Source organism: Parasphingorhabdus sp., assembly GCF_039977335.1.
In the GTDB taxonomy this organism is placed as follows: domain Bacteria; phylum Pseudomonadota; class Alphaproteobacteria; order Sphingomonadales; family Sphingomonadaceae; genus Parasphingorhabdus.
In genome coordinates this window covers 22,681-43,239 of the sequence record NZ_JBDWDI010000005.1, presented here as the reverse complement: position 1 = coordinate 43,239, position 20,559 = coordinate 22,681, and the positions used below count along the sequence as shown (strand labels likewise).

Genomic DNA, 20,559 nt, shown 5'->3' with positions numbered 1-20,559 from the left:
CAAAAGGTGCAATACCGCTAAAAGGGTAGCTTAAAGCCTGCTGGCAAACCCATGCCGCCGGTCATTTTACCCATTTCTTCGTTGCTAACAGCGTCCGCCTTATCGCGTGCATCATTAAAGGCCGCAGCAACCAGATCTTCCAAAATGCCTTTTTCTTCGGCCTTCATAAGGCTTTCATCGATACTGACGCCCAATATCCGGCCTTTGGCGGTCGCCTTGACGGACACTAATCCGCCACCAGATTTGCCTTCGACCTCGATACTATCGAGCTTCGACTGGGCTTCTTCCATCTGGGTTTGCACTGTCTGGGCGGCTTCCTGAGCCGCTTTGATCATTTCTTCCATAGATTTCATGCTTGTGAGCTCCTTGATTCAGGTCGGGCTTCAGCCGGGGCCTGCTCCGTATCATTTTCTAGTAATTCCGCATCAGGAAAAGCCTCAAAGGCGGCTTTTACGAGCGGTGTATCCAATATAGCCTGCGTCGCTGCATCCTGATCAAGCTGTGCCTGTTCGGAAATGCTCGGCTTTGCTTCGCCTTGCCCTTCCTTTATGGTCCAGACCGTGCCGGTTACATCTTTTAGCGCATCGATGATCTTTTTGAGGTCAGAGGATGCGATCGGCCGCGCTGATTGATATTCAATAATCGGCGCTGAGAACCTAACAATCCGCATATCAGCTATTAATATGCTTTCCAATATCGGTGAAACTCCGCCGATGATATTGATCACGCCCTGAAAGTCCTGTGGAAGGCCATTTGTCGATGCTTCCTGTTCGGGTTGGGCCAGTTCTTCAACGGGTACCGGCTCCGCCTTTTGGACTGGGATATCAGCGATTGGCGCGGGTGGCGCTTCGTGCACAGGTGCTGCCGGGGCTATCGGGGCTGTTTCAACAGGTGCTGGAGCCGCAGGAGAATTACCTTGCTTTACTATCTTCGCCAATTCACCGGGGTCAGGCATATCGGCAGCACAGAGTACACGTAACAACGCCATATCACATGCTTCTCGCGGCATATGAGCCTGCTGTACTTCTTCATAGCCTTTGAGAAGTAACTGCCATAATCTATGGAGAACAGGATAAGAAAGACTCTCAGACCAAGCGCTCAGTTGGGCCTTCGCTTCATCGGAAAGAGTCGGGTCATTGGCTCGGCCAACCTTGTACAATGTGACCTGATGACACAGCGACAATAGCCCGTTCATCAGCGACAAAGGCTCGACGCCAACGCGATATTGTTCGTCAATCGCATCGAGCAGCGCCTGAGAATCTGCTTCCAAAAGCAATCCAAACAAGCGGCGCACAGCACTGCGATCCGACAGTCCGAGCATTTCGCGAATCTGTGACGCCTTGACGTCACCGCCGCCCTCCATGTCTGCATGCGCAATGGCCTGATCGAGGATGGACAAACCATCGCGAACGGACCCTTCGGCGGCCTGAGCGATTAAATTGAGTGCTTCCTGCTCTGCTTCGACGCCTTCTTTTTCGACGATATTGGCGAAATGGGTGGATAATTGCTCCGCCTTGATTCGTTTCAGGTCAAAGCGCTGGCAACGGGAAAGCACCGTAATCGGCACTTTATTCACTTCCGTTGTAGCGAAGATAAATTTCACATGGGCTGGCGGCTCTTCCAGCGTCTTCAACAGCGCATTAAAGGCGTTTTTCGACAACATGTGAACTTCGTCGATGATATAAATCTTGTAACGTGCAGAAACTGAGGAATAGCGCACGGCTTCAATAATCTCGCGGACGTCATCAACACCGGTATGGCTCGCGGCATCCATCTCGATAACATCGATGAAACTGCCCTCGGCGATGGACCGGCAGGGTTCGCATTTTCCGCATGGATCAATAGTCGGGCCGCCCTGCCCATCCTCGCCAATGCAGTTCAGCGCCTTTGCGATTAGCCGCGCCGTCGAGGTTTTGCCGACACCGCGCACACCGGTCATCAAAAAGGCATGTGCCAGACGGTCACGCTTGATAGCGTTGCCCAGCGTCTGAACCATCGCATCCTGCCCGATCAGCTCCGCAAAGCTGGAAGGCCGGTACTTCCGAGCCAGCACACGGTAAGGCTGTGTCGCAGCAGGAGCTGGTTCAACGGGCGCTTCAACGCCCCCAGCGGCAAATATGTCGGGTGAATCGGACATGATGAGAGTTTAGGCGCTCGCCATCGGCTTGTCGAAGGCTAAACGGCGATAAGCCACAAAAGCCTGTGTAAATTTTGTGAGTAGGAGCCGGGCGACCCGTAGAAAAATCGTTACGGCTGCTTCCTTCCGGATCTGACCGGGTTGGCGAACACTACGTCCACCCGACTCCCGCTGCGCATATGGCGAGCTTTGCCAGCGGTTTCAAGTCAGTTTTGCGTTTATGGTCCATTCCGGCGCGGTGCTACCCAGGCCGCAATTTTCGCAACCTCGGCAATCGTGCGTTCCACAACAGCAGCCGACGCAGTCGGGCGGTCCGTATAAACCGTCAAAGATCGCGGCTGATCGCCTTCATAACCCGCAAATGATGGCCAAAATATCGCGACATCATTGTAGGCCAGACCATCTCCCGCTGTTCCCGTCTTATTGCCTACCGGCCAGCCATAAGGCAAGCCAAGGCGAATTCGAGCGAGACCAGTTTTACTCGTAGCCATTGCGTCATACACGATGGCCCAGTTTGGCGCGCGTGACTTTCCACTCATCAAACCATGCATTAGCTGCGCAAAGGCTATCGGACTGGTCGTATCGCGTGGATCGCCAACCTTGTTTTCATTAAGAAACGGTTCAATGCGATCCAGACGGGTGACCGTATCCCCACGGCGACGGACAAAATCCGTAAAGGCTTCCGGGCCGCCAATGGCTTTTAAGATCAGATTTGCCGCAGCGTTATCACTCGATTTGACCGTCGCCTTAGCTAACTGTTCCAGCGTCACCATTTTCTTTGCCGCTAACTGTTGTTCGACAAACGGCGCATAAGGAACCAGATCCCCCTCCGTCACAGCGAAGCTTTTCTTCATGTCAACCTGCCCCTTGTCAGCAGCGTCAAACAGGGCAAATGCAAGCGGTGCCTTGAACGTAGAACACATCGCAAAGCGTTCATCACCACGGTGAGCCAGAGCAATGCCGCCCTGCGCGTTTGTCAACGCCACGCCAAGACGGCCACCTATGCGCTTCTCTAGCTTTGTCAGCTCCCGTTTTGCAGTCGCGTCTTGATATTTAAATACCGCAGGCTCTTGTGCGGACAAAGCATTGGGCGAAGCCGCAGTGACCGTTAACAGCGAAGAGCCTGTGACGAAGTTCCGCCGATTGATCATGGTCAGACTCCTTGCATGTTACGGCTTTCGGCCGGGATATGAACCGTCAGGCCGTCCAGTTCCGGCGTCAGGGTAATCTGACAAGCCAAACGGCTGGTCCTGCGCGCGCCGGCGGCAAGATCGAGCATATCTTCCTCCATCTCTGTCGCCTCGGGCAATTTGTCGAAATCTTCGGCGGCAACGATGACGTGGCAGGTCGAACAAGCCATCTGTCCCTCGCATGTGCCTTCCAAAGGCTGATCATTAACCTGAGCGATGGTCAGCAGATCATCGCCATCGGATGCTTTTGCCGTCACGGTTTGCTCGCCATCTGCGCTGACGAAATTCACCTTTATGTCACTCATGCAAGCTGTACCTCGACCGCTTCGTTGATATATTTTGATGCCATTTCAATATCTTCCAAGCTGTTATAACGGCCAAATCCCAAACGGATTGAGGATTTAGTCTGCGCTGGTTCAAGGCCTAGTGCCGCCAAAACATGACTGGGTCTTCCCGAACCGCTGGCACAGGCTGACCCGGCTGAAAACGCCACGCCTCGCACATCAGACATCAAACGCGCCACATCTACGCCATCGCGGCGGATATTCAGATTGCCCATATAGCGTTGATCCATCGCGCCGTTGATCGTCCAGTCTGCAAAACAGCTTTGCGCTTTATCGGCGAGTATCTGAATATGGGCTGCATCAGTGTCACGATTTTTTAAGCAAAGCTCGGCAGCGCGTCCGAACCCAGCACATAAGGCCGGTGACAAGGTGCCGGAACGGATGCCCTGCTCTTGTCCGCCACCATGGATGATGGGCGGCATGCCAAGCCCATCCCGCACCCACAAAGCCCCGATCCCTTTGGGGCCGTATATCTTATGAGCCGAAACTGCAGCCATATCGATATTGTCCGGTATATCGACACGGCCAAAACCTTGCACGACATCACACAGCATCAGCGCACCGTTTTGATGCGCAAGTTCGGCAATCGCTTCAATCGGCTGAATGACGCCAATTTCATTATTGACCAGCATCGCCGCAACCAGAGCGGTTTTGTCATCAACCGTCTCGTTCAATTGTTCCAACGACACTATGCCGTCAGGGCCTATCGGATGCCTTTCGACCATGAAGCCATGGCTTTCATAAGATAGAGCGGTATCGCGCACTGCGGCATGTTCACTGTCCAGCACAACGATCTTATTCCGCCCGGCCTCTTGCAAAGCGTGCACGGCGCCAAAGCCAAGATTGATCGCTTCCGTAGCGCTGCCCGTGAACAATATCCGTCCACCTCCCGGTAGCATTGCCGAAACCTGCTCCCTTGCGACATCAACCGCTGCTGCTGCCTTGCGACCGAGCACATGAGCACTGTGCGGATTGCCGAAATTGTCGCGCAGCCAGGGAACCATGACGTCAAACACTTCGGGCGCGAGCGGTGTTGTCGCCTGATTGTCCAGATAGATCGGGTCTTTGGCCATATCTCTAAGCTGGGCGCGCTGCGTGGAAAATCAATTTCCACTGCTCGATAAAGTCATAAATTTCTGCGCGCGTGGTATCGCGGCCGATGCTCACACGGATAACCTCTCGCGCTGTGCCTTCATCAATACCCATGGCTTCCAGAACATGACTGGGTTTCAACGTACCGGACGAACAAGCACTACCTGCGGATACCGAAAAGCCTGCCATATCAAATTTAATCAGCTGCGTGTTCGCGGCGACACCCGGCATATGATAACTGCCAATGGTTGCGATGCGCGGCGCATTTTCGGCAATGACGCTGCCTCCTTCAGTTTTGATCGCATTGTCGAGATGCGCGCGCAATTCCGTAGCGCGCCCGGCCCAATTGGCTGGTGCTTCCAAGGCCGCAACCATCGCCATGATATAGGGCAGGTTCTGCGTACCGGAACGATAACCCTGTTCCTGACCACCCTCCGCATGGAGCAAGTTTAAATCCTTAATTAGCAAAGCTCCAACACCCGGCGGCCCGCCAAATTTATGCCCCGCAACGACAATCATGTCAGCATCTGGCAGCGGCATTTTTCCAGTGGATTGCGAACAATCTGCCAACAAAATTGCACCGCGGTCGCGAGTCACTTTGGCCAGGGCGTCCATGTCCTGCATCACGCCGGTTTCATTGTTGACCGATTGCACGGCCACCAAGGCCTGCTCTTTCTCGCTCTTGAGCATATGGTTTAATCGCATCGGTACGACCAACCCATTCAGGTCCACTGGAATCGCCATTGCGCCTTCGGAAAAACGCAAAACCACGTCATGCTCAACAGGTGACACATATTGCCGCTGTGGCTTGCTCTGCTTCAACGCCATGGCAATCGCTTCGCTGGCACCGCTGGTGAATATCACCTCTCCGTCCCAGTCCAGTGCAGACTTGAATCGCTGCCGCGCATTTTCAAGCATTGATCCGGCTGCGCGCCCATCCGCATGGGGCGATGACGGGTTAGCCCAATGCGCAAATCCTTCCCGACAGGCCTGCTGCGCCACATCCAGCATGGGCGTTGTCGCAGCATAGTCCAGATAGATGCGTTTCTGTTCGGACATTTTAGTTGGTAAAACCCTTTGACAATTGCGGGATAGAGTTGCGGAATATTTCACTCTCTCTATATAGACGCTTCATTTAGCGCAAAAGCTATTCTGCCTTTTGACGCCATAGAAATCGTAATCTTGATCATAGAATTGAAAAAGCCATGCCTGACGTAATTTTTACCGGACCAGAAGGCCGCCTCGAAGGCCGTTTTAACCCAGGGCCGCGCGACCGCGCACCCGTCGCGATGATCCTTCACCCCCATCCGCAAGCGGGTGGCACCATGAATGATCGCATCACACAGGCCATGTACAAGACGTTCGTGAACCGCGGCTTTGCGACCTTGCGGTTTAACTTCCGCGGGGTTGGCCGGTCCCAAGGCACATTTGACAACGGCATCGGCGAACTTTCTGACGCCGCTTCGGCACTGGACTGGGTCCAGAGCATCCATCCCGAAGCGCAAACAACCTGGATTGCCGGCTACAGCTTCGGTGCATGGATTGGCATGCAGCTTTTGATGCGGCGCCCGGAAGTACGTGGATTCATCTCCGTGTCTCCGCCCGCCAATATGTATGATTTCAACTTCCTCGCCCCCTGCCCGTCATCCGGGATTATCATTCAGGGCGTGAATGATGAAGTGGTGACACCAAGCGCGGTTCAGAAGCTCGTTGATAAGCTTCGTACGCAAAAGCACATCACCATCCATCATGATGAAATCCCGCGCGCGAACCATTTTTATGAAAATGAAATGGAATTGCTGATGGGTTCGGTCGACAATTATCTCGACATGCGCCTCGCACCGGATTCGCCGATTAAATAGATCTAACTGGGCTGGTCGGGAAAATCATTTCCCGAATCTGACGATGATTCTGCTGTCGGTATTGTCCAGATACCAACATTTGCAAACATCACTGCTGAAGCGATGAGCATCAGCACACCCTGCTTTTTATTGTTTCCCTTTCGGATCAAATAAATGCCGCCGGCCAGTAACCCAGCCCCAGCTAGCATCAATATTGATAATACCCAATCAGCCAATGATCCGCTCCTTTCGGCGAATAATGCAGCTATAATATAGGGATTTCAAGCGGCGATCACTTTCGGTTCATTCTGGACCTATATTGCCATGGCCCTCTATTAAGTTGTGGACATATAGAATATAGAACATAAAAAGAACATAAGGTTTGCGGGGGAAAAGACAAACACCGATGGTGCGAAAGAAGCCGCCTTTGCTGATTATGGTTCCAACAGCGGACACATTCCGACTGTCCGATTTAATATTGTCAGATGAAATCGCTAAGTCGGTTACGCTTAATGCGTCAAAATACCCCGATCTGAATGTTGTTGAGGCGGTTTTGGGCGGCATGAGCTTTACCCTCACCTACCATAGACCAGACGATGCTTTTCAGCATTTCCCCAACAATCAGCTGGATCACATATTTTGCAATGCGCCAGAGCATCCGATGCCCGCCATTGGAATAAGCTTAAGCGACCATATCGCCAACGCAAAACATGACAGCACCGTCAACCGTAACTTCCTGAAATTAGGGCGGCTTTTGGGTGAGGCTCTTCATGCAACCAGTGTTATCTGGCAACCTGCGAAGCTGCACATCGGGTTTGAATATTTTACCGAAGCAACCAATCAATATTCTGATGGCGGGCCATTTCCGGTGCTGGTCCAGATAGCCATTTCCGAAAGTTCAGAAGGCGCGTTCCAGACTTTCGGACTGTCCTATTTTAGCGAACAGGAAATCAAGCTCAGCACTCCAGCGGACTATCCCTCCGACCAGGTTATCAAAAGATTGGTCCGGATCGCGCATGATATAGCGACCAATGGCAAGATAGACACGGCCACAGAGGCCGAAGGATTCGTCTCGGGAGAGACCCTGTCCTTTACACCCAATGCGGATCAAAGCGTTGTGAATGTTACAATTGCCGCAGGCGAGCCGCGACAATTGCATTAATCAAGAGCCGTTTGCTCAAGCCGCGGTAGGCGCTGCTTCGCGAACATTCTGATCAACATGCTCGGCAAATTGCTCAAAATTGTCGATGAACAATTTGACCAGCTTCTGAGCCGTGTCGTCATAAGCCGATCCATCTGACCAGGTCGAGCGCGGATCAAGGATCGCGCTGTCAACACCGGGTACCGATACCGGAACTTCAAAACCGAAATTATCATCGATACGGAATTCGCCGTCATTCAGGCTGCCATCCAGCGCCGCATTCAACAATGCGCGAGTCGCCTTGATCGGCATGCGGCTTCCTTCGCCATATTTACCGCCGGTCCAACCCGTATTCACCAACCAGCAACGCACGCCGCCTTTGGCGATACGCTCTTTTAGCAGGTTCCCGTAAACTGATGGATGACGCGGCATGAAAGGCGCGCCGAAACAGGTTGAGAAGGTCGCTTCTGGTTCGGTCACACCAATTTCAGTACCAGCTACCTTAGCAGTATAGCCTGAAAGGAAGTGATACATCGCTTGCTCAGGCGTCAGACGAGAAATTGGGGGCAACACACCAAAGGCATCAGCCGTCAGCATGATAATATTCTTGGGCACCGGACCCATATTTTTCTCAGACGTGTTCGGGATGTAATCAATTGGGTAAGCGCCGCGGGTATTTTCCGCTTTGCTATTATCGTCCAGATCAAGCTCCCGTGTTTCCGGGTCCATCACGACATTTTCCAGAACCGTACCAAAACGGCGGGTGGTCGCATAGATTTCTGGTTCCGCTTCTTCCGATAAGCGGATCATTTTGGCGTAACAGCCGCCTTCAAAGTTAAACACAGCCGTATCAGACCAACCATGCTCATCATCGCCAATCAGGGTACGGCTGGCATCAGCGGACAAAGTCGTCTTGCCAGTACCCGACAGACCAAAGAAAATTGCGGTATCGCCTTCAGGGCCCATGTTTGAAGAACAATGCATCGGCATCACCGAATCAAGCGGCAACAGATAGTTGAGCAAACCGAAAACGGATTTCTTCATCTCGCCGGCATAGGCAGTGCCGCCGATCAAGATAAGCTTCTCGGTCAGGTTTACCGCAATCACCGTTTCACTGCGCGTTCCGTGGCGCTCTGGATCGGCTTTAAAGCTTGGCAAATCGATAATCGTATATTCTGGCGCAAATCCGGCCAGCTCATCGCTCGTTGGCCGCACCAACATGGTCCGGATGAAAAGATTGTGCCATGCGAGCTCATTGATCACGCGAACATTCACGCGGTGCTCTGGCTGTGAACCACCGAAAAGATCTTGGACAAATAATGTTTCTTTGTCAGCAACCGCGGCCAGAAAATCTTCCTTCAGAGCAGCAAAATGTTCAGGTGTCATGCTGACATTAGTCTTGCCCCACCAAACGCTGTCTTCCGTCTCACCATCGCGGACGATAAATTTATCGTTGGCAGAGCGGCCCGTATGCTTTCCCGTTTCGACAACCAAAGGGCCATCTTTTGCAAGATGTCCTTCGCCGCGTGATACGGCAGCCTCGACCAATGCGGGCGCGCCGAGGTTCCAGTGCTGCTCTGCCGCTGTGGCAAAGCCCTGATCATTTAATGTTACGGACGAAACTTGTGGCACGGTTATTCCCCTATGGCTTGAAATAGGAATGGGTGGTTGCCGGATTCGGCAGGTTTGAGGAGGCGCTTAACTTACCAATACGAGTCGGTCAAATTACCAGATTGGCTAGCGAAATCGCCTGTTTCGATATGGGATTGATGACAACGATGGTCATTTGGAAGGGCGCTGATTAACCACATGCGTCCTTGTGCAACGGCTATGCATCAATTAGTCCGGCAACATCACTAAATAAGTGATGTTTGTAAATGACGACAGGATAGACTCATTCCATGGCCGCCAATATCGCTCTTGTTGATGATGACCGGAATATTTTGACGTCTGTATCGATTGCGATGCAGGCAGAAGGCTTTGTAACCAGGGTCTATTCGGACAGCGAAGCGGCTCTCCAGGCGATATTGGACAATCCGCCGGACCTCGGTATTTTCGATATCAAGATGCCCAAGATGGACGGCTTGGAATTGCTGCGCCGCGTGCGCGAAAGAAGCAATTTGCCGGTTATTTTCCTGACCTCAAAAGACGAAGAGCTGGATGAAGCCCTTGGCCTCGCCATGGGTGCAGATGATTATATCAAGAAACCTTTTTCACAGCGGCTTCTGATTGCCCGCGTGAAATCAATTTTACGCCGGGCTGAACTGGTCAAATTATCCGATGAAGAGGCCGATACCGAAGGGTTGGAGCCATTGGTACGCGGCGGTTTGGAAATGGATCCTGCGCGGCATCTCGTTAAATGGAATGGCGACAATGTGACGCTGACCGTGACCGAGTTCATGATTCTTGAGACCCTTGCCAATCGGCCCGGCGTGGTCAAAAGCCGCAACCAGTTGATGGATGCGGCCTATCAAGACGACGTCTATGTTGATGACCGGACGATCGACAGCCACATCAAACGTCTGCGCCGCAAATTCCGCGAGGTCGATTCGGACTTTGATGCCATCGATACGCTCTATGGAGCCGGTTATCGCTACAACGAGTAAGCCAGCAGCCAGCATCGATGATCCTGAGCTGTCGCTGCGATGGTCCGCGCGGCTATCGCTCACCACCAGAATTTTGGCGGTCAACATCTTGGCCATCGCCCTGCTGGCGGGCAGCTTATTTTATCTCGACAATTACCGCGATGAGCTAACCCACGAACGGCTCAGCCAAGCCCGCCTTCAAACACAGATTATCAGCGATGCGCTAAATCTGCAGACGCCCGATAATCGCGAAGACCTAATCGCGGACTTTGCCGCTGATCTAAAAAGCAGGTTGCGGCTTTATGATCAGAACGGAACAAAAATTGTCGACAGTTTCGATCTGGCCGAACCCAGCTATCGGCTAAGAGACCCGGAAGAACAACCTTGGCAGAAAGATGTCGCCCGAACGCTGGATCAATCGATAGAATTTATCGTTCTTAGTGAGTCCATTACTGCATTTGCAGAACCGGAAAATGATCAAGCTTCGGCTTGGCCTGAATTGGAGCTACTCTCAGCAGACGAAGAACCCAATAGTGCCGTGCGCTACGCACCGGATCGAACGCCCGTGATCATAGCCGCAGCCCATATCCCAAGCAGCAACCACCGTTTATTGCTCACCAGCAACGCGCGCGACATTACCCGGATCGTACGAGCAGAGCGATCCAATGTGGTGCTCGTCATCTTTCTTACCGCCTTGGTTTCCATCCTATTGTCCCTGTTTCTGGCCCGCACCATTGTTCGGCCAATCAGAAAACTTGCACGCGCCGCACTCCGCGTCCGACTGGGACGAGCGCCGGAAATCACCGTTCCTCGAATGCCTGGCAGGCGGGATGAAGTCGGTCAACTTGCCCGCGCATTGGCTGATATGAGCGGCGCCCTGCGTTACCGGATCGATGCTACCGAGGCCTTTGCAGCAGATGTCAGTCATGAAATCAAAAACCCGCTCGCTTCGCTGCGCTCTGCACTGGAAGGCCTCGACCGGGTCGATGATCCGGATTTACGCAGACAGCTTTTGGATGTCGCCAATGACGATGTTCGCCGGATCGACCGTTTGATCAACGATATCTCCGAAGCGTCCCGCGTCGATGCTGAACTGGCAAGAACGAAATTTGAAAAGGTTGATATTGGCAAAATGCTGGATCAACTGCTCGCCGCCCGTGAACAGCGTGATACCAATGAAAGTGTCAAAATCGCCTTTGCTCGCCCTGGCCGGGGGGTTGCCACGATCATGGGAGACGATGACCGATTAGAGCGCGTATTCAGCAATATACTCGACAATGCAGTCTCTTTCTCACCGAAAGGTGGATTGATCGAAATCCTTGCGACACCGGACGCAGATGAAGTGGTCATTCAAGTCTCCGATACCGGCCCTGGCGTTTCCAGGGAACAAAGATTGAATATCTTCAAACGCTTCCACTCCGACCGCCCAGCGGGCGAAGCTTTTGGCAAGCATAGCGGCCTTGGCCTTGCCATCGCGAAAACCATTATCGAAGGACATGAAGGCACAATCGAAGCGATCGACAGACCGGATGGTCAAAAGGGTGCCTGTTTCGAGATACGATTACCCAAGGCACCAGCGGCATGACCACCGATACAACCCACGAAACGCGTCACGCCAGCTGCGTCGCGATCCAGGGAGCGGGTATCATGCTGTCCGGCCCATCCGGTGCGGGAAAATCAGACCTTGCCCTTCGTTTGATCGATCGCGGTGCCACCTTGATCGGTGATGACTATATTGAACTGCACAGTGATGGTAACCAGATAGTCCTGAACGCTCCGGCTAAAATTGCGGGAAAAATCGAGGTTAGATCACTGGGTATTTTTGACTGTAAACATATTTCCAATGTACCGCTAAAGCTGCAAGTGCTTCTGAAATCAAAAACTGAACGCTTTCCATTGGACAGCCAAATAGAAACAATCATGACCATGGCCATTCCGACAATCACGATTAATCCGGCTGAAGCCAGCGCACCGATTAAAGTGGAAATGGCATTGCAACGTCTCTTGCAAAAGACGCGGAGCAACTGAGCATGCCGAATATCAAACATGTCCTTTTGGTCACCGGCCTTTCCGGCGCAGGCAAAACCACCGCGCTGAAAACCCTGGAAGACATCGGCTGGGAAACCGTCGATAACTTCCCCATCCGGCTGGTGGAAGGCCTGTTGAATACGCCGCCGTCCAGCTCACGCGATGATGTTGATCCGCCGCTGGCCCTGGGCTTTGACAGCCGGACCCGTGGCTTTGAACCTGATGAACTGATCAATCGGGTCAAGAAGTTACAGCAAAATGACAATTACCAGATATCCACGCTCTATCTTGACTGTGCGGGCGGTGAACTGGAACGCCGCTATTCCGAAACAAGGCGGCGTCATCCGCTAGCGCTCGATCGACCGGCCAAGGAAGGCATTGCCCTTGAACGCAGCCAGTTTGAACCGTTCCGACGCTGGGCCGATCACGTCATGGATACGAGCGATTTGTCAGCCAATGATCTGCAAAGCCAAATTCGCGAACAATTCACGTTGCAGGACACCGAAATCACAACTGTCACGATCACCAGCTTTGGATTTTCACGCGGACTGCCTAATAATATCGATCTGCTATTTGACGTAAGGTTCTTGTCAAACCCGTTTTGGGATCCAGACCTGAAACTGCTGACGGGACTGGACGAACCTGTTGGAGAATATATATCAAAAGACCCTGCCTATGCCGAGGCGCTCAAGAAATTTGACGATATGCTCAAATTCCTGTTGCCTAAATATATTAAGGCCGGAAAGGCCTATGTGAATATTGGTATCGGTTGCACGGGCGGGCGTCACAGATCGGTACATGTTGCAGAAGCCCTTCGCAAAAGCTTGCATGAGCATGGATTTTCGCCCACTGTCCTGCATCGCAATCTGGCGTCACGCCCAATAGAAGCGTTAGAAAATATGCAGAATCTGAACGGGAATAAGGGTATTTAATCGCAATGATCGGTTTGGTTCTTGTTACCCATGGTCGTCTGGCCGTCGAATTTATTACCGCAATGGAACATGTTGTTGGTCCGCAAAAAGCGATCTTGTCGGTTTGCATAGGGCCCCATGACGATATGGAGCAACGGCGTCAGGAAATTGCCGAATCCATCGAAAAAGTTGAAAATGGTAAAGGCGTTATCATTCTCACTGATCTATTTGGTGGCACACCTTCCAATCTCGCCATTTCCCTTATGGATAAAGGCAAAGTTGAAGTTATCGCTGGTGTAAACCTGCCGATGCTCATCCGCCTGGATGGTGCGCGCAAATGTATGGACGTCAGTGATGCAGTCGCCGCGGCAAAAGAAGCCGGTCAAAAATATATCAGCGTTGCGTCAGAAATATTGGGAAGCGATGCGTGAGCGAGCATCGCAAAACTGTCGCCATTACCAATAATCGCGGGCTCCATGCTAGAGCCAGCGCGAAATTTGTCACCTATGTCAGCAAACTGCCGGAAGGTCTTTCCGTCAAAGTCGGCAAGGACGGAACCGAAGTAACGGGAACGTCGATCATGGGTCTGATGATGTTGGGCGCAGCCAAAGGCGATAGCGTCGAGATCATTGTTGAGGGCCATCAGGCCGAAACCGCGCTGGAGAAACTCGCTGGACTGGTCGTCGACGGTTTTGGCGAGGATTGATATCCGTGTCATCACCTGAAAGACGCCAGATTACGGGTTTTTCTAACCCAACGATTAAGCGGTTAAAGAGTCTACGCGAAAAAAAGCACCGTAAACGGGAAGGTTATTTCCTCGCCGAAGGTCTGCGCATCCTGACCGAAGCACTGGATGCCGGGAGGACCCCCAAATTATTGGTGGTCGTTGAAGATACGGACCTACATCCACTTGCCCAAAAAATAGAAGAAGCAACCTTTGCTGCTGGCGGCGAAGTGATCGAAACAAGCGAAGCGATTATCGCCAAACTATCTGGCAAATCCAATCCGCAGTCGATCATTGGCATTTATGAAGACCACCCTACCCCGCTGGCTGATCTCGATCGCAGCAAGTCTGAAATATGGCTGGTGGCACAGGCCCTGCGCGATCCCGGCAATCTGGGCACCATATTGCGTACCGGTGATGCTGTCGGTGCTGGCGGACTGATTTTGATTGATGACTGCGTTGATCCTTTCTCCGTTGAAGCCGTCCGTGCGAGCATGGGCGCCATTTTTACCCAAAGCATCACGCAGGCGCCTTGGCCTGATTTCATCGATTGGTTGCGCGCTGGTGCAGGACAGCTGGTGGGAACCAGTTTGAATACGGACAAGGACTATCAAGCGGTTTCCTATGAAGCACCGACATTTTTGCTCATCGGAAATGAAGCCCAGGGCTTGCCGCAGGATTATGAGGCAGCCTGCGACGTGCTGGTCAAAATGCCTATGATGGGCAAAGCCGATAGCCTGAATGCCGCTGTCGCCAGCGCCGTGATGGCCTATGAAGTGCTCAACCAGCGCCGAACTTGATCACTATTTGGTAATAGTGGTCAATATGCTATCCTGTTTCTCGGGGGAGATAGAAACATGAAAAATGCATTATTGATTGTTCCAATTTTACCGATTTTGTTGGCGGCTTGTGGTGAAAAGCCAAAAGAAGAAGCGGCGGCGGAAGAAAGGCTAACCGAATATCAAGCAATGGGCACCGAACCGGGCTGGACGGTGAGCATCAAGAATGACCAGATTATTCATACCTCTCAGGAAGGAAATAATGATTTCAGTCTAGCCGTTCAAAGGATGAAAAAGACGGCGACCGGTTGGAACATAAAAGGCTTCACCGACAAAGATAATATCACCGTCACCATCACTTCAGGCGAAGAATGTAATGACGGAATGAGCGACCGGGTATTTGCAGATACGGTCAAAGTCTCGGTCAGCGGGAGCGGACATCACAATGGCTGTGGCGGCGCGATATTATCGGACCCCGAGGCCGCCGAAGCGACATAGAAGAGATGGCTTAGACGATGGCCACTATTCGGCCGCCTCGTTCTTTATATCCCGATCATCTTCGATCAGTGATGCTTCGACTTCGTTGGAGTAGCGTGGCAGAGCTTCGACCTCTGCAACAGGTTCCAGCTCTTTTTTGCCTGTCTCGACGTTGAGCTCCGCAAATTTGCGACCAGTGGCCATGACGTTGCGCTCGAAGCTGCCGACAAATTTATTATAATTGCCTACTGCGCTGCCAAGACCGGACCCCATTCGCTTGAGATGCTCACCAGCCACGGCGAGCCGGTCATACATTTCCTTGCCCAATTGCCCAATCTGTTTGGCCTCTGCGGCCATTTTCTCTTGCCGCCAAACGCCGGCCACCGTGCGGGCTATCGCCACGAGGTTGGTGGGTGTTGCGAGCAAAACTTTCTTCTCGAAAGCATGATCCCACAGCGTTGGTTCATGTTCCAGTGCAGCAGACAGAAAATGCTCCCCGGGAACAAACATGATCACATAATCAGGCGCGTCTTCAAATTGGTCCCAATAAGCCTTTTTGGACAGGCCATCGATATGCGCTTTCATCGAATTGCAATGCCGCGCCATAGCAAAACTGCGCGCATCTTCATCTTCTGCTTCAAAGGCATCCTGATAATCATTGAGCGAGACCTTGGCATCGATCACCAGCTTGCGCCCACCCGGAACACTAATCACTGCATCTGGACGTAACCGGCCTTCGTCCGTATCGATGCTTTGCTCGGTCACAAAGTCAGTATGTTCCGATAATCCGCAGGTTTCGAGGACATTTTTAAGTTGCTGCTCGCCCCAGCGCCCACGTGATTTCGGTGCGTTGCGCAAGCTGTTTACGAGCCGTGCCGCTTCCTGTTGCACCCTGTCCTGCCCCTGACGAACTTGCTCTATCGTCGCGGTTATTCCGGCATAGGATTCGGTGCGTTCTTTCTCGATTTTCTTGATTGATTCTTCATAAGTCGCAAGCCGTTGATGGACCGGCTGAAGAAGCTTTGCGATTTTCTCGCCGCCTTTCTCATTGGCCTGATCAAAGCGCTGATCCGCGCGCTCAAGAAACTGGCGCTGCGCTGTTTCCAGCATTTTTGCGCCAACCTCGGAAAATTGGGCTGACAACGTCTCTTTGGCTTCAACCAATTGCTGCAATTGCTTTTCGTGATTACGCGCGTCCGCTTCCAGCGATGCCAGAGATTGTCGTGCTTGATCACGGTCATCGCGGATTGTATCGCGCTCGGACCGAGCGGTATCCCGCTCTCCCTGCACGCCGTCCAACATGGACCTGAGAGACGTCGCGGTTTCTTCAGCAGCTTTGGTCGAAGCAGCCGCAGAGCGTCCACCGACGAACCAGCCTGCACCTAGGCCGATGATCAAGGTAACGATAGCTATAAGGAGAGCAACAACAGCGTCCAAAACAGGCCCTTTCAATTGGAACGAAACAAGAACCTAGGCCGGTTGAAGATCATAAGCAAGCCTGTCAGATAAAACTAAGCCGCTTCTTTACGGTGCTTCGCAAGCTTCTTGAGCACCATCTGCCGTTTCAGGCGGGAAAGATGGTCGATAAACAAGATACCTTCGAGATGGTCCATCTCATGCTGCAAACAGGTTGCAAGCAATCCGTCCATCGGTTCTTCATATTGCTTGCCGGTTTCATCCTGCCAGCGCGCGGTGATCGTTGCGGGGCGTTCAACGTCAGCATATTGCTCCGGTACCGAGAGGCAGCCTTCGCTGTAAACATTCAGATCTTCGGACGGATCAAGAATTTCTGGATTGATGAAGACCTTAGGATCACGGACGACGTCATGGTCGTGATCGCAATGCTCACCATGTTCGTGGTCATGTTCCACTGGCTCTTGAAGGTCGATCACCAATATCCGCTTGGGAACCCCGACCTGAATCGCAGCCAGGCCGATACCCGGCGCGTCGTACATAGTTTCAAACATGTCAGCGATCAGCGTCTTCAGCTCATCATCAAACACCGTAACCGGTTCTGAAACAGTTTTCAGACGCGGATCGGGAACTTCAAGAATTGGTAATATGGCCATGGGCCAAATTTAGGGATTATGCCGAGATTCGTCAAGCAGTGGCCGCGCTTGTCACGGACAAAGAAAAAGGGCCCGCCTAACTAATGGCGAGCCCTTTAAATTTTGCAGTTTGCGCGACTTAGAACCCGACTTTGGCACCAAGACGGAAAACACGTCCCAGAGGGTTACCAATGAACGGATTGTAACCCAGCGGCAAACGCGCAGATGATGCCTCTTCGTTCGTGAAGTTTTCGATCGAAAATTGCAGCTGCGCATCAAAGGCACTAATCGGCAGCTCGTAAGCGGCGTGGAAGTCATGCTGCGTATAGTTCGAGATATTCCGGCCAAAATTAGTGTCGCCGAAATTGGTGGTGGCACATGGCTCTGGCAACGCCGGGCACCGTTCGTCGGTAACGCCTGCGATATAAGTCGCTCCATAACGCAAGTTCAGACCGGCAACATTATAGTTGATATAGGCATTGGCGCGCCATGGAGAAATGGTGCCTGGCAACCTGTCAAGATTGGCCAGTCCAACAGCACCAAAACCGGGCCGCAATAGCTCTCCGTTTACGTTAAAGTCACCAACATCGTATTTCAAAGTATGACTTGCGTTGACCCCAATTGAATAGACCCCCGGTCCGATGTCGGTCGTATAGGAGGCGGCAAAATCCAAGCCAGATGTCTTGGTCTTCGGCCCATTGACCCACTGCGTCAAAATGCGTGAGATATTGGTGCCGAGTGTGGTGCCCTGAACACAGGCGCCGCCATCAAAAGTGATCAGAGAAACAAATGGATTCGAGCAATTGACTAAGCCGCCCGGAACTATGTCACCATTAGCGTCAGTGACCGCACCATTGGCGATAGCTTGCGCATCGGTTCTGGTGATTTCGTCTTTGAAATCAAAACTCCAATAATCAACCGAGAAGGTAAAGCCGCTAAAGTCGACAACCGCACCAATATTATAGCTAAAGGCTTTTTCCGGGCCCAGATCGGTCGGATTACCGGCAATGTCGACCGCTTTAAAGTTGCCGTTGGCGGCACCAATTGCCGCGAGAGACGTCACAGCATTGTTGGAAACCTGTGCAGCCAATGGTCCACGGAAGGTTGTTCCCACCGACCCCCGCAATACCAACCAATCCGTTGGCTCCCAGCGAACGGCTCCTTTGGGGTTAAACGTGGAACCAATCGAACCACCATAATCTTCAAAACGCGCCGCCGCGGTGATTTCCAAGGTATCAGTGACTGGAACGGCAACTTCAGCAAAGATAGCTTTAACGTCCTGATCCAATCTTTCGGGCCGTGTACCGCCCAGGAAAATGAACGACCCTGCACCGTCAAGACCACCGCCAATACAGCTTTGATCGCCCAATATTACACAGGGATTGAGATCCAGATTAGACTCCGCACGCAAGGGGCGAGAAATAAAATCGACTTTGCGATATTGCGCGCCTGCAGCCCAACCAATATTGCCGCCACCAAGGTCGATGCCCATCTCACCAGAGAAGATAAGGTCAACAACCAGTGAGTCTTCGGTTTCTTCCACCCCGTTATCGATCTGCAAGAATTCGATCAGATCAGTCGAATTCTCGCTCCCCGGAACGTAGAAAGGATTCGCCAATCCCAATGCAGGGTTTTCGGGTCCAGCATTTACAAACGGATTAAACCACTGGCATCCGCCCACTCCCGGAGTGCCGGTAGCCGGATCGCAATCAGCACCACCCAAACCATTAAGCGCATCTTGCAAGCGTGAACCAACAATGCCCGGTGAACTGCGGCGACGTTCGTAGTTGGCCCAAGTCACAGACAATTGACCGCGCAATGTATCGGAGAAATCTTTTTCAAGTGTACCCGACAAACGAAAAGCCTTGTTGTTCGCCGTCTGTCGTCCAGAACCCCTGCCGGGATCGGTCGGATTTCCTAGAAAACCAAAGGGGCGCCATAAGAGAACACCGATAGGCCCTGGAGTTGCTCCTAGCCCATTCTGATTCTCAAATGCTGCCACGCCAGGATTATCAGGGGAAATTGAGAAACCACCGCCGAGACGAGCCCCGCCCGGGCCTTGCAAAGGGGGATAACCCGGCGATGTTCCAATGCGATCGAGATCGGTCTGGGCGTAAGTAAATTCACCGTGAAACCGGAATGTATCCGATAGATCAATATCAGCTTGTATATATCCTTGATAACGATCTTCTTCCTCCACCAGATTATCGTTCGGTATAAAGCTGAAACGACAAAGTGGCGCGCCAGTGCCATTTGGTCCCGAGGTATCTTCCACTCCGCCCAGCTCGTTACAGCCTTGATCTCTGACCAAGCCCGTTCCTGGAACGATAAATGTTCCTGGTGTCGCCAATGCAGACCATGCCGCCGGATTTATTTCATAAGGCTGGAAACCATAGGAACGATCCGTCGATTCCAGTTCGGAGCGATGCTGCCAGCCAAAGCCCGCCATGATATTCAGATCACCAAAATTCTGACCAACCAGTATCGAAGCCGTATAGTTGCCATCCGATCCTTTGATAAAGTCGTAGTCACCCTGTATTTCAACGCCTTCAAAACCAGTTTTGGTGACAAAATTTGCCACACCGGCAATCGCGTCGGAGCCATAGGTCGCCGCTGCGCCATCTTTCAGGATTTCGACACGGTCTAGGGCAAAGAGGGGTATTGAATTTGTATCACCAAAGCCGCCACCTACTGCGCCCGGCGCAGTGAGTGTCCGCCGCCCATTGAACAACACCAAGGTCCGCGTTGGTCCAAGGTTGCGCAAATTGACGGAACCAAAACCCTGATTGGCCTGTGCATCGGCAGAAAACTGATTGGAATCACCAAGCACGCTTCCGACCTCTGGCAGATCCTTGATGAATTCGAGCGGTGAAGACACGCCATTTTGTGCAAGATCCGCACTGGTATAAACATCAACAGGAACCGCTGCATCTTCGGGTGTGCCGCGAATATAAGAGCCCGTAACAACGATGATATTTTCATCATCAGCGCCATCCTGCGCGTCTTGTGCATCCTGGGCGTGCGCCAGACCGGACGTCATCGTCAGTGCTAATGTCAGTGTACCGAAGGCACACCTGTTGCGTAAAATGGATTTTCTCATATTGCTGTCTCCTTGGTTGTCAGTCTTTTTATATTTTGGGGAGGACCGACTTTTTATAGTTATTTTTTACAAACCGTTATTTCGTTTTACAATGTGCTCCCAACATTGCCGCTACGTCAAGGGGGTTTAATTAGGCGTTTAATTATTGCCCAAAAACCCCAG

Annotated in this window: 21 protein-coding genes and 1 other RNA gene; 10 read left to right on the top strand and 12 right to left on the bottom strand. The window is 52.2% G+C overall.

Features of this window, described 5'->3' with window-relative positions; translation table 11 throughout:
• Window positions 1–17: 17 nt before the first annotated feature.
• From ABJM21_RS17060 to ABJM21_RS17030, 7 genes are all read right to left on the bottom strand, one after another.
• Window positions 18–353 (bottom strand): YbaB/EbfC family nucleoid-associated protein, encoded by a 336-nt coding sequence (locus ABJM21_RS17060; protein WP_108810230.1) that lies wholly within the window; start codon window positions 351–353, stop codon window positions 18–20.
• Window positions 350–2,137, bottom strand: a complete 1,788-nt coding sequence (locus tag ABJM21_RS17055; protein ID WP_348117279.1) for a DNA polymerase III subunit gamma/tau — start codon at window positions 2,135–2,137, stop codon at window positions 350–352. The genes ABJM21_RS17060 and ABJM21_RS17055 overlap by 4 nt, the downstream gene beginning before the upstream one ends.
• 77 nt (window positions 2,138–2,214) lie before the next feature.
• Window positions 2,215–2,309: signal recognition particle sRNA small type (ffs, locus tag ABJM21_RS17050), an RNA gene on the bottom strand.
• Between the two features lie 46 nt (window positions 2,310–2,355).
• A complete protein-coding gene (bla, locus tag ABJM21_RS17045; RefSeq protein ID WP_348371794.1) occupies window positions 2,356–3,288 on the bottom strand; it encodes a class A beta-lactamase in 933 nt (310 codons plus the stop codon).
• Window positions 3,289–3,290: 2 nt separating this feature from the next.
• The gene (locus ABJM21_RS17040) at window positions 3,291–3,632 is read right to left on the bottom strand and encodes a 2Fe-2S iron-sulfur cluster-binding protein (protein WP_348371791.1); all 342 of its coding nucleotides are present in this window, start codon (window positions 3,630–3,632) and stop codon (window positions 3,291–3,293) included.
• On the bottom strand, window positions 3,629–4,744 hold the full coding sequence (locus tag ABJM21_RS17035) for a cysteine desulfurase family protein (protein WP_348371788.1): 1,116 nt from the start codon (window positions 4,742–4,744) through the stop codon (window positions 3,629–3,631). Before ABJM21_RS17035 ends, ABJM21_RS17040 begins: the two co-directional genes overlap by 4 nt.
• Window positions 4,745–4,748: 4 nt before the next feature.
• On the bottom strand, window positions 4,749–5,822 hold the full coding sequence (locus ABJM21_RS17030) for an aminotransferase class V-fold PLP-dependent enzyme (protein WP_348371786.1): 1,074 nt from the start codon (window positions 5,820–5,822) through the stop codon (window positions 4,749–4,751).
• Between the two features lie 146 nt (window positions 5,823–5,968).
• On the opposite strand from ABJM21_RS17030, the gene ABJM21_RS17025 reads away from it, so the two are divergent.
• The gene (locus ABJM21_RS17025; protein ID WP_348371784.1) at window positions 5,969–6,625 is read left to right on the top strand and encodes an alpha/beta hydrolase; all 657 of its coding nucleotides are present in this window, start codon (window positions 5,969–5,971) and stop codon (window positions 6,623–6,625) included.
• 2 nt (window positions 6,626–6,627) lie between these two features.
• On the opposite strand, the gene ABJM21_RS17020 is transcribed toward ABJM21_RS17025, so the two are convergent.
• Window positions 6,628–6,840: a hypothetical protein gene (locus ABJM21_RS17020; RefSeq protein WP_348371782.1), complete on the bottom strand. Its 213-nt coding sequence runs from the start codon at window positions 6,838–6,840 to the stop codon at window positions 6,628–6,630.
• A 191-nt stretch (window positions 6,841–7,031) separates the two neighbouring features.
• Between ABJM21_RS17020 and ABJM21_RS17015 the strand changes: the two genes are divergently transcribed.
• Window positions 7,032–7,766: a hypothetical protein gene (locus ABJM21_RS17015; RefSeq protein WP_348382225.1), complete on the top strand. Its 735-nt coding sequence runs from the start codon at window positions 7,032–7,034 to the stop codon at window positions 7,764–7,766.
• 15 nt (window positions 7,767–7,781) lie between these two features.
• Here ABJM21_RS17015 and ABJM21_RS17010 read toward each other — a convergent pair whose 3' ends face one another.
• Window positions 7,782–9,377: a phosphoenolpyruvate carboxykinase gene (locus tag ABJM21_RS17010; RefSeq protein WP_348371780.1), complete on the bottom strand. Its 1,596-nt coding sequence runs from the start codon at window positions 9,375–9,377 to the stop codon at window positions 7,782–7,784.
• A 269-nt stretch (window positions 9,378–9,646) separates the two neighbouring features.
• Here ABJM21_RS17010 and ABJM21_RS17005 point away from each other — a divergent pair, with 269 nt between their 5' ends.
• Genes ABJM21_RS17005 through ABJM21_RS16970 form a run of 8 tightly spaced genes read left to right on the top strand, consistent with a single transcriptional unit; the run spans window position 9,647 to window position 15,270 of the window.
• Window positions 9,647–10,351: a response regulator transcription factor gene (locus ABJM21_RS17005; RefSeq protein WP_348371778.1), complete on the top strand. Its 705-nt coding sequence runs from the start codon at window positions 9,647–9,649 to the stop codon at window positions 10,349–10,351.
• The gene (locus tag ABJM21_RS17000) at window positions 10,323–11,915 is read left to right on the top strand and encodes an ATP-binding protein (protein WP_348371875.1); all 1,593 of its coding nucleotides are present in this window, start codon (window positions 10,323–10,325) and stop codon (window positions 11,913–11,915) included. Before ABJM21_RS17005 ends, ABJM21_RS17000 begins: the two co-directional genes overlap by 29 nt.
• Window positions 11,912–12,358 carry an HPr kinase/phosphatase C-terminal domain-containing protein gene (locus tag ABJM21_RS16995; protein WP_348371777.1) on the top strand — a complete coding sequence of 149 codons (447 nt, stop codon included), beginning with the start codon at window positions 11,912–11,914 and terminating at the stop codon, window positions 12,356–12,358. The genes ABJM21_RS17000 and ABJM21_RS16995 overlap by 4 nt, the downstream gene beginning before the upstream one ends.
• A 2-nt stretch (window positions 12,359–12,360) precedes the next feature.
• A complete protein-coding gene (gene rapZ, locus ABJM21_RS16990; protein WP_348371775.1) occupies window positions 12,361–13,290 on the top strand; it encodes an RNase adapter RapZ in 930 nt (309 codons plus the stop codon).
• A 5-nt stretch (window positions 13,291–13,295) separates the two neighbouring features.
• Window positions 13,296–13,700: a PTS sugar transporter subunit IIA gene (locus ABJM21_RS16985; RefSeq protein ID WP_348371774.1), complete on the top strand. Its 405-nt coding sequence runs from the start codon at window positions 13,296–13,298 to the stop codon at window positions 13,698–13,700.
• The gene (locus ABJM21_RS16980) at window positions 13,697–13,975 is read left to right on the top strand and encodes an HPr family phosphocarrier protein (protein ID WP_348371772.1); all 279 of its coding nucleotides are present in this window, start codon (window positions 13,697–13,699) and stop codon (window positions 13,973–13,975) included. The genes ABJM21_RS16985 and ABJM21_RS16980 overlap by 4 nt, the downstream gene beginning before the upstream one ends.
• A gap of 5 nt (window positions 13,976–13,980) precedes the next feature.
• Window positions 13,981–14,793: an RNA methyltransferase gene (locus tag ABJM21_RS16975; protein ID WP_348371769.1), complete on the top strand. Its 813-nt coding sequence runs from the start codon at window positions 13,981–13,983 to the stop codon at window positions 14,791–14,793.
• 57 nt (window positions 14,794–14,850) lie between these two features.
• Window positions 14,851–15,270 carry a hypothetical protein gene (locus tag ABJM21_RS16970; RefSeq protein ID WP_348371766.1) on the top strand — a complete coding sequence of 140 codons (420 nt, stop codon included), beginning with the start codon at window positions 14,851–14,853 and terminating at the stop codon, window positions 15,268–15,270.
• Window positions 15,271–15,294: 24 nt separating this feature from the next.
• Here ABJM21_RS16970 and rmuC read toward each other — a convergent pair whose 3' ends face one another.
• The 3 genes from rmuC to ABJM21_RS16955 form a co-directional block, all read right to left on the bottom strand.
• Window positions 15,295–16,686, bottom strand: a complete 1,392-nt coding sequence (gene rmuC, locus ABJM21_RS16965; protein WP_348371764.1) for a DNA recombination protein RmuC — start codon at window positions 16,684–16,686, stop codon at window positions 15,295–15,297.
• Between the two features lie 74 nt (window positions 16,687–16,760).
• Window positions 16,761–17,318 carry a peptide deformylase gene (gene def / locus ABJM21_RS16960; RefSeq protein WP_348371761.1) on the bottom strand — a complete coding sequence of 186 codons (558 nt, stop codon included), beginning with the start codon at window positions 17,316–17,318 and terminating at the stop codon, window positions 16,761–16,763.
• 118 nt (window positions 17,319–17,436) lie between these two features.
• Window positions 17,437–20,397: a TonB-dependent receptor gene (locus ABJM21_RS16955; protein ID WP_348371758.1), complete on the bottom strand. Its 2,961-nt coding sequence runs from the start codon at window positions 20,395–20,397 to the stop codon at window positions 17,437–17,439.
• Window positions 20,398–20,559 lie beyond the last annotated feature (162 nt).

Coding starts and splice junctions, on each gene's coding strand:
- ABJM21_RS17040 (WP_348371791.1), bottom strand. CDS start 3,632: ATGAGTGACATAAAGGTGAATTTCGTCAGCGCAGATGGCGAGCAAACC.
- ABJM21_RS16985 (WP_348371774.1), top strand. CDS start 13,296: ATGATCGGTTTGGTTCTTGTTACCCATGGTCGTCTGGCCGTCGAATTT.
- ABJM21_RS17030 (WP_348371786.1), bottom strand. CDS start 5,822: ATGTCCGAACAGAAACGCATCTATCTGGACTATGCTGCGACAACGCCC.
- ABJM21_RS16955 (WP_348371758.1), bottom strand. CDS start 20,397: ATGAGAAAATCCATTTTACGCAACAGGTGTGCCTTCGGTACACTGACA.
- ABJM21_RS16995 (WP_348371777.1), top strand. CDS start 11,912: ATGACCACCGATACAACCCACGAAACGCGTCACGCCAGCTGCGTCGCG.
- ABJM21_RS17055 (WP_348117279.1), bottom strand. CDS start 2,137: ATGTCCGATTCACCCGACATATTTGCCGCTGGGGGCGTTGAAGCGCCC.
- ABJM21_RS16970 (WP_348371766.1), top strand. CDS start 14,851: ATGAAAAATGCATTATTGATTGTTCCAATTTTACCGATTTTGTTGGCG.
- ABJM21_RS17005 (WP_348371778.1), top strand. CDS start 9,647: ATGGCCGCCAATATCGCTCTTGTTGATGATGACCGGAATATTTTGACG.
- ABJM21_RS17000 (WP_348371875.1), top strand. CDS start 10,323: ATGGAGCCGGTTATCGCTACAACGAGTAAGCCAGCAGCCAGCATCGAT.
- ABJM21_RS17035 (WP_348371788.1), bottom strand. CDS start 4,744: ATGGCCAAAGACCCGATCTATCTGGACAATCAGGCGACAACACCGCTC.
- bla (WP_348371794.1), bottom strand. CDS start 3,288: ATGATCAATCGGCGGAACTTCGTCACAGGCTCTTCGCTGTTAACGGTC.
- rapZ (WP_348371775.1), top strand. CDS start 12,361: ATGCCGAATATCAAACATGTCCTTTTGGTCACCGGCCTTTCCGGCGCA.
- ABJM21_RS17025 (WP_348371784.1), top strand. CDS start 5,969: ATGCCTGACGTAATTTTTACCGGACCAGAAGGCCGCCTCGAAGGCCGT.
- def (WP_348371761.1), bottom strand. CDS start 17,318: ATGGCCATATTACCAATTCTTGAAGTTCCCGATCCGCGTCTGAAAACT.
- ABJM21_RS17060 (WP_108810230.1), bottom strand. CDS start 353: ATGAAATCTATGGAAGAAATGATCAAAGCGGCTCAGGAAGCCGCCCAG.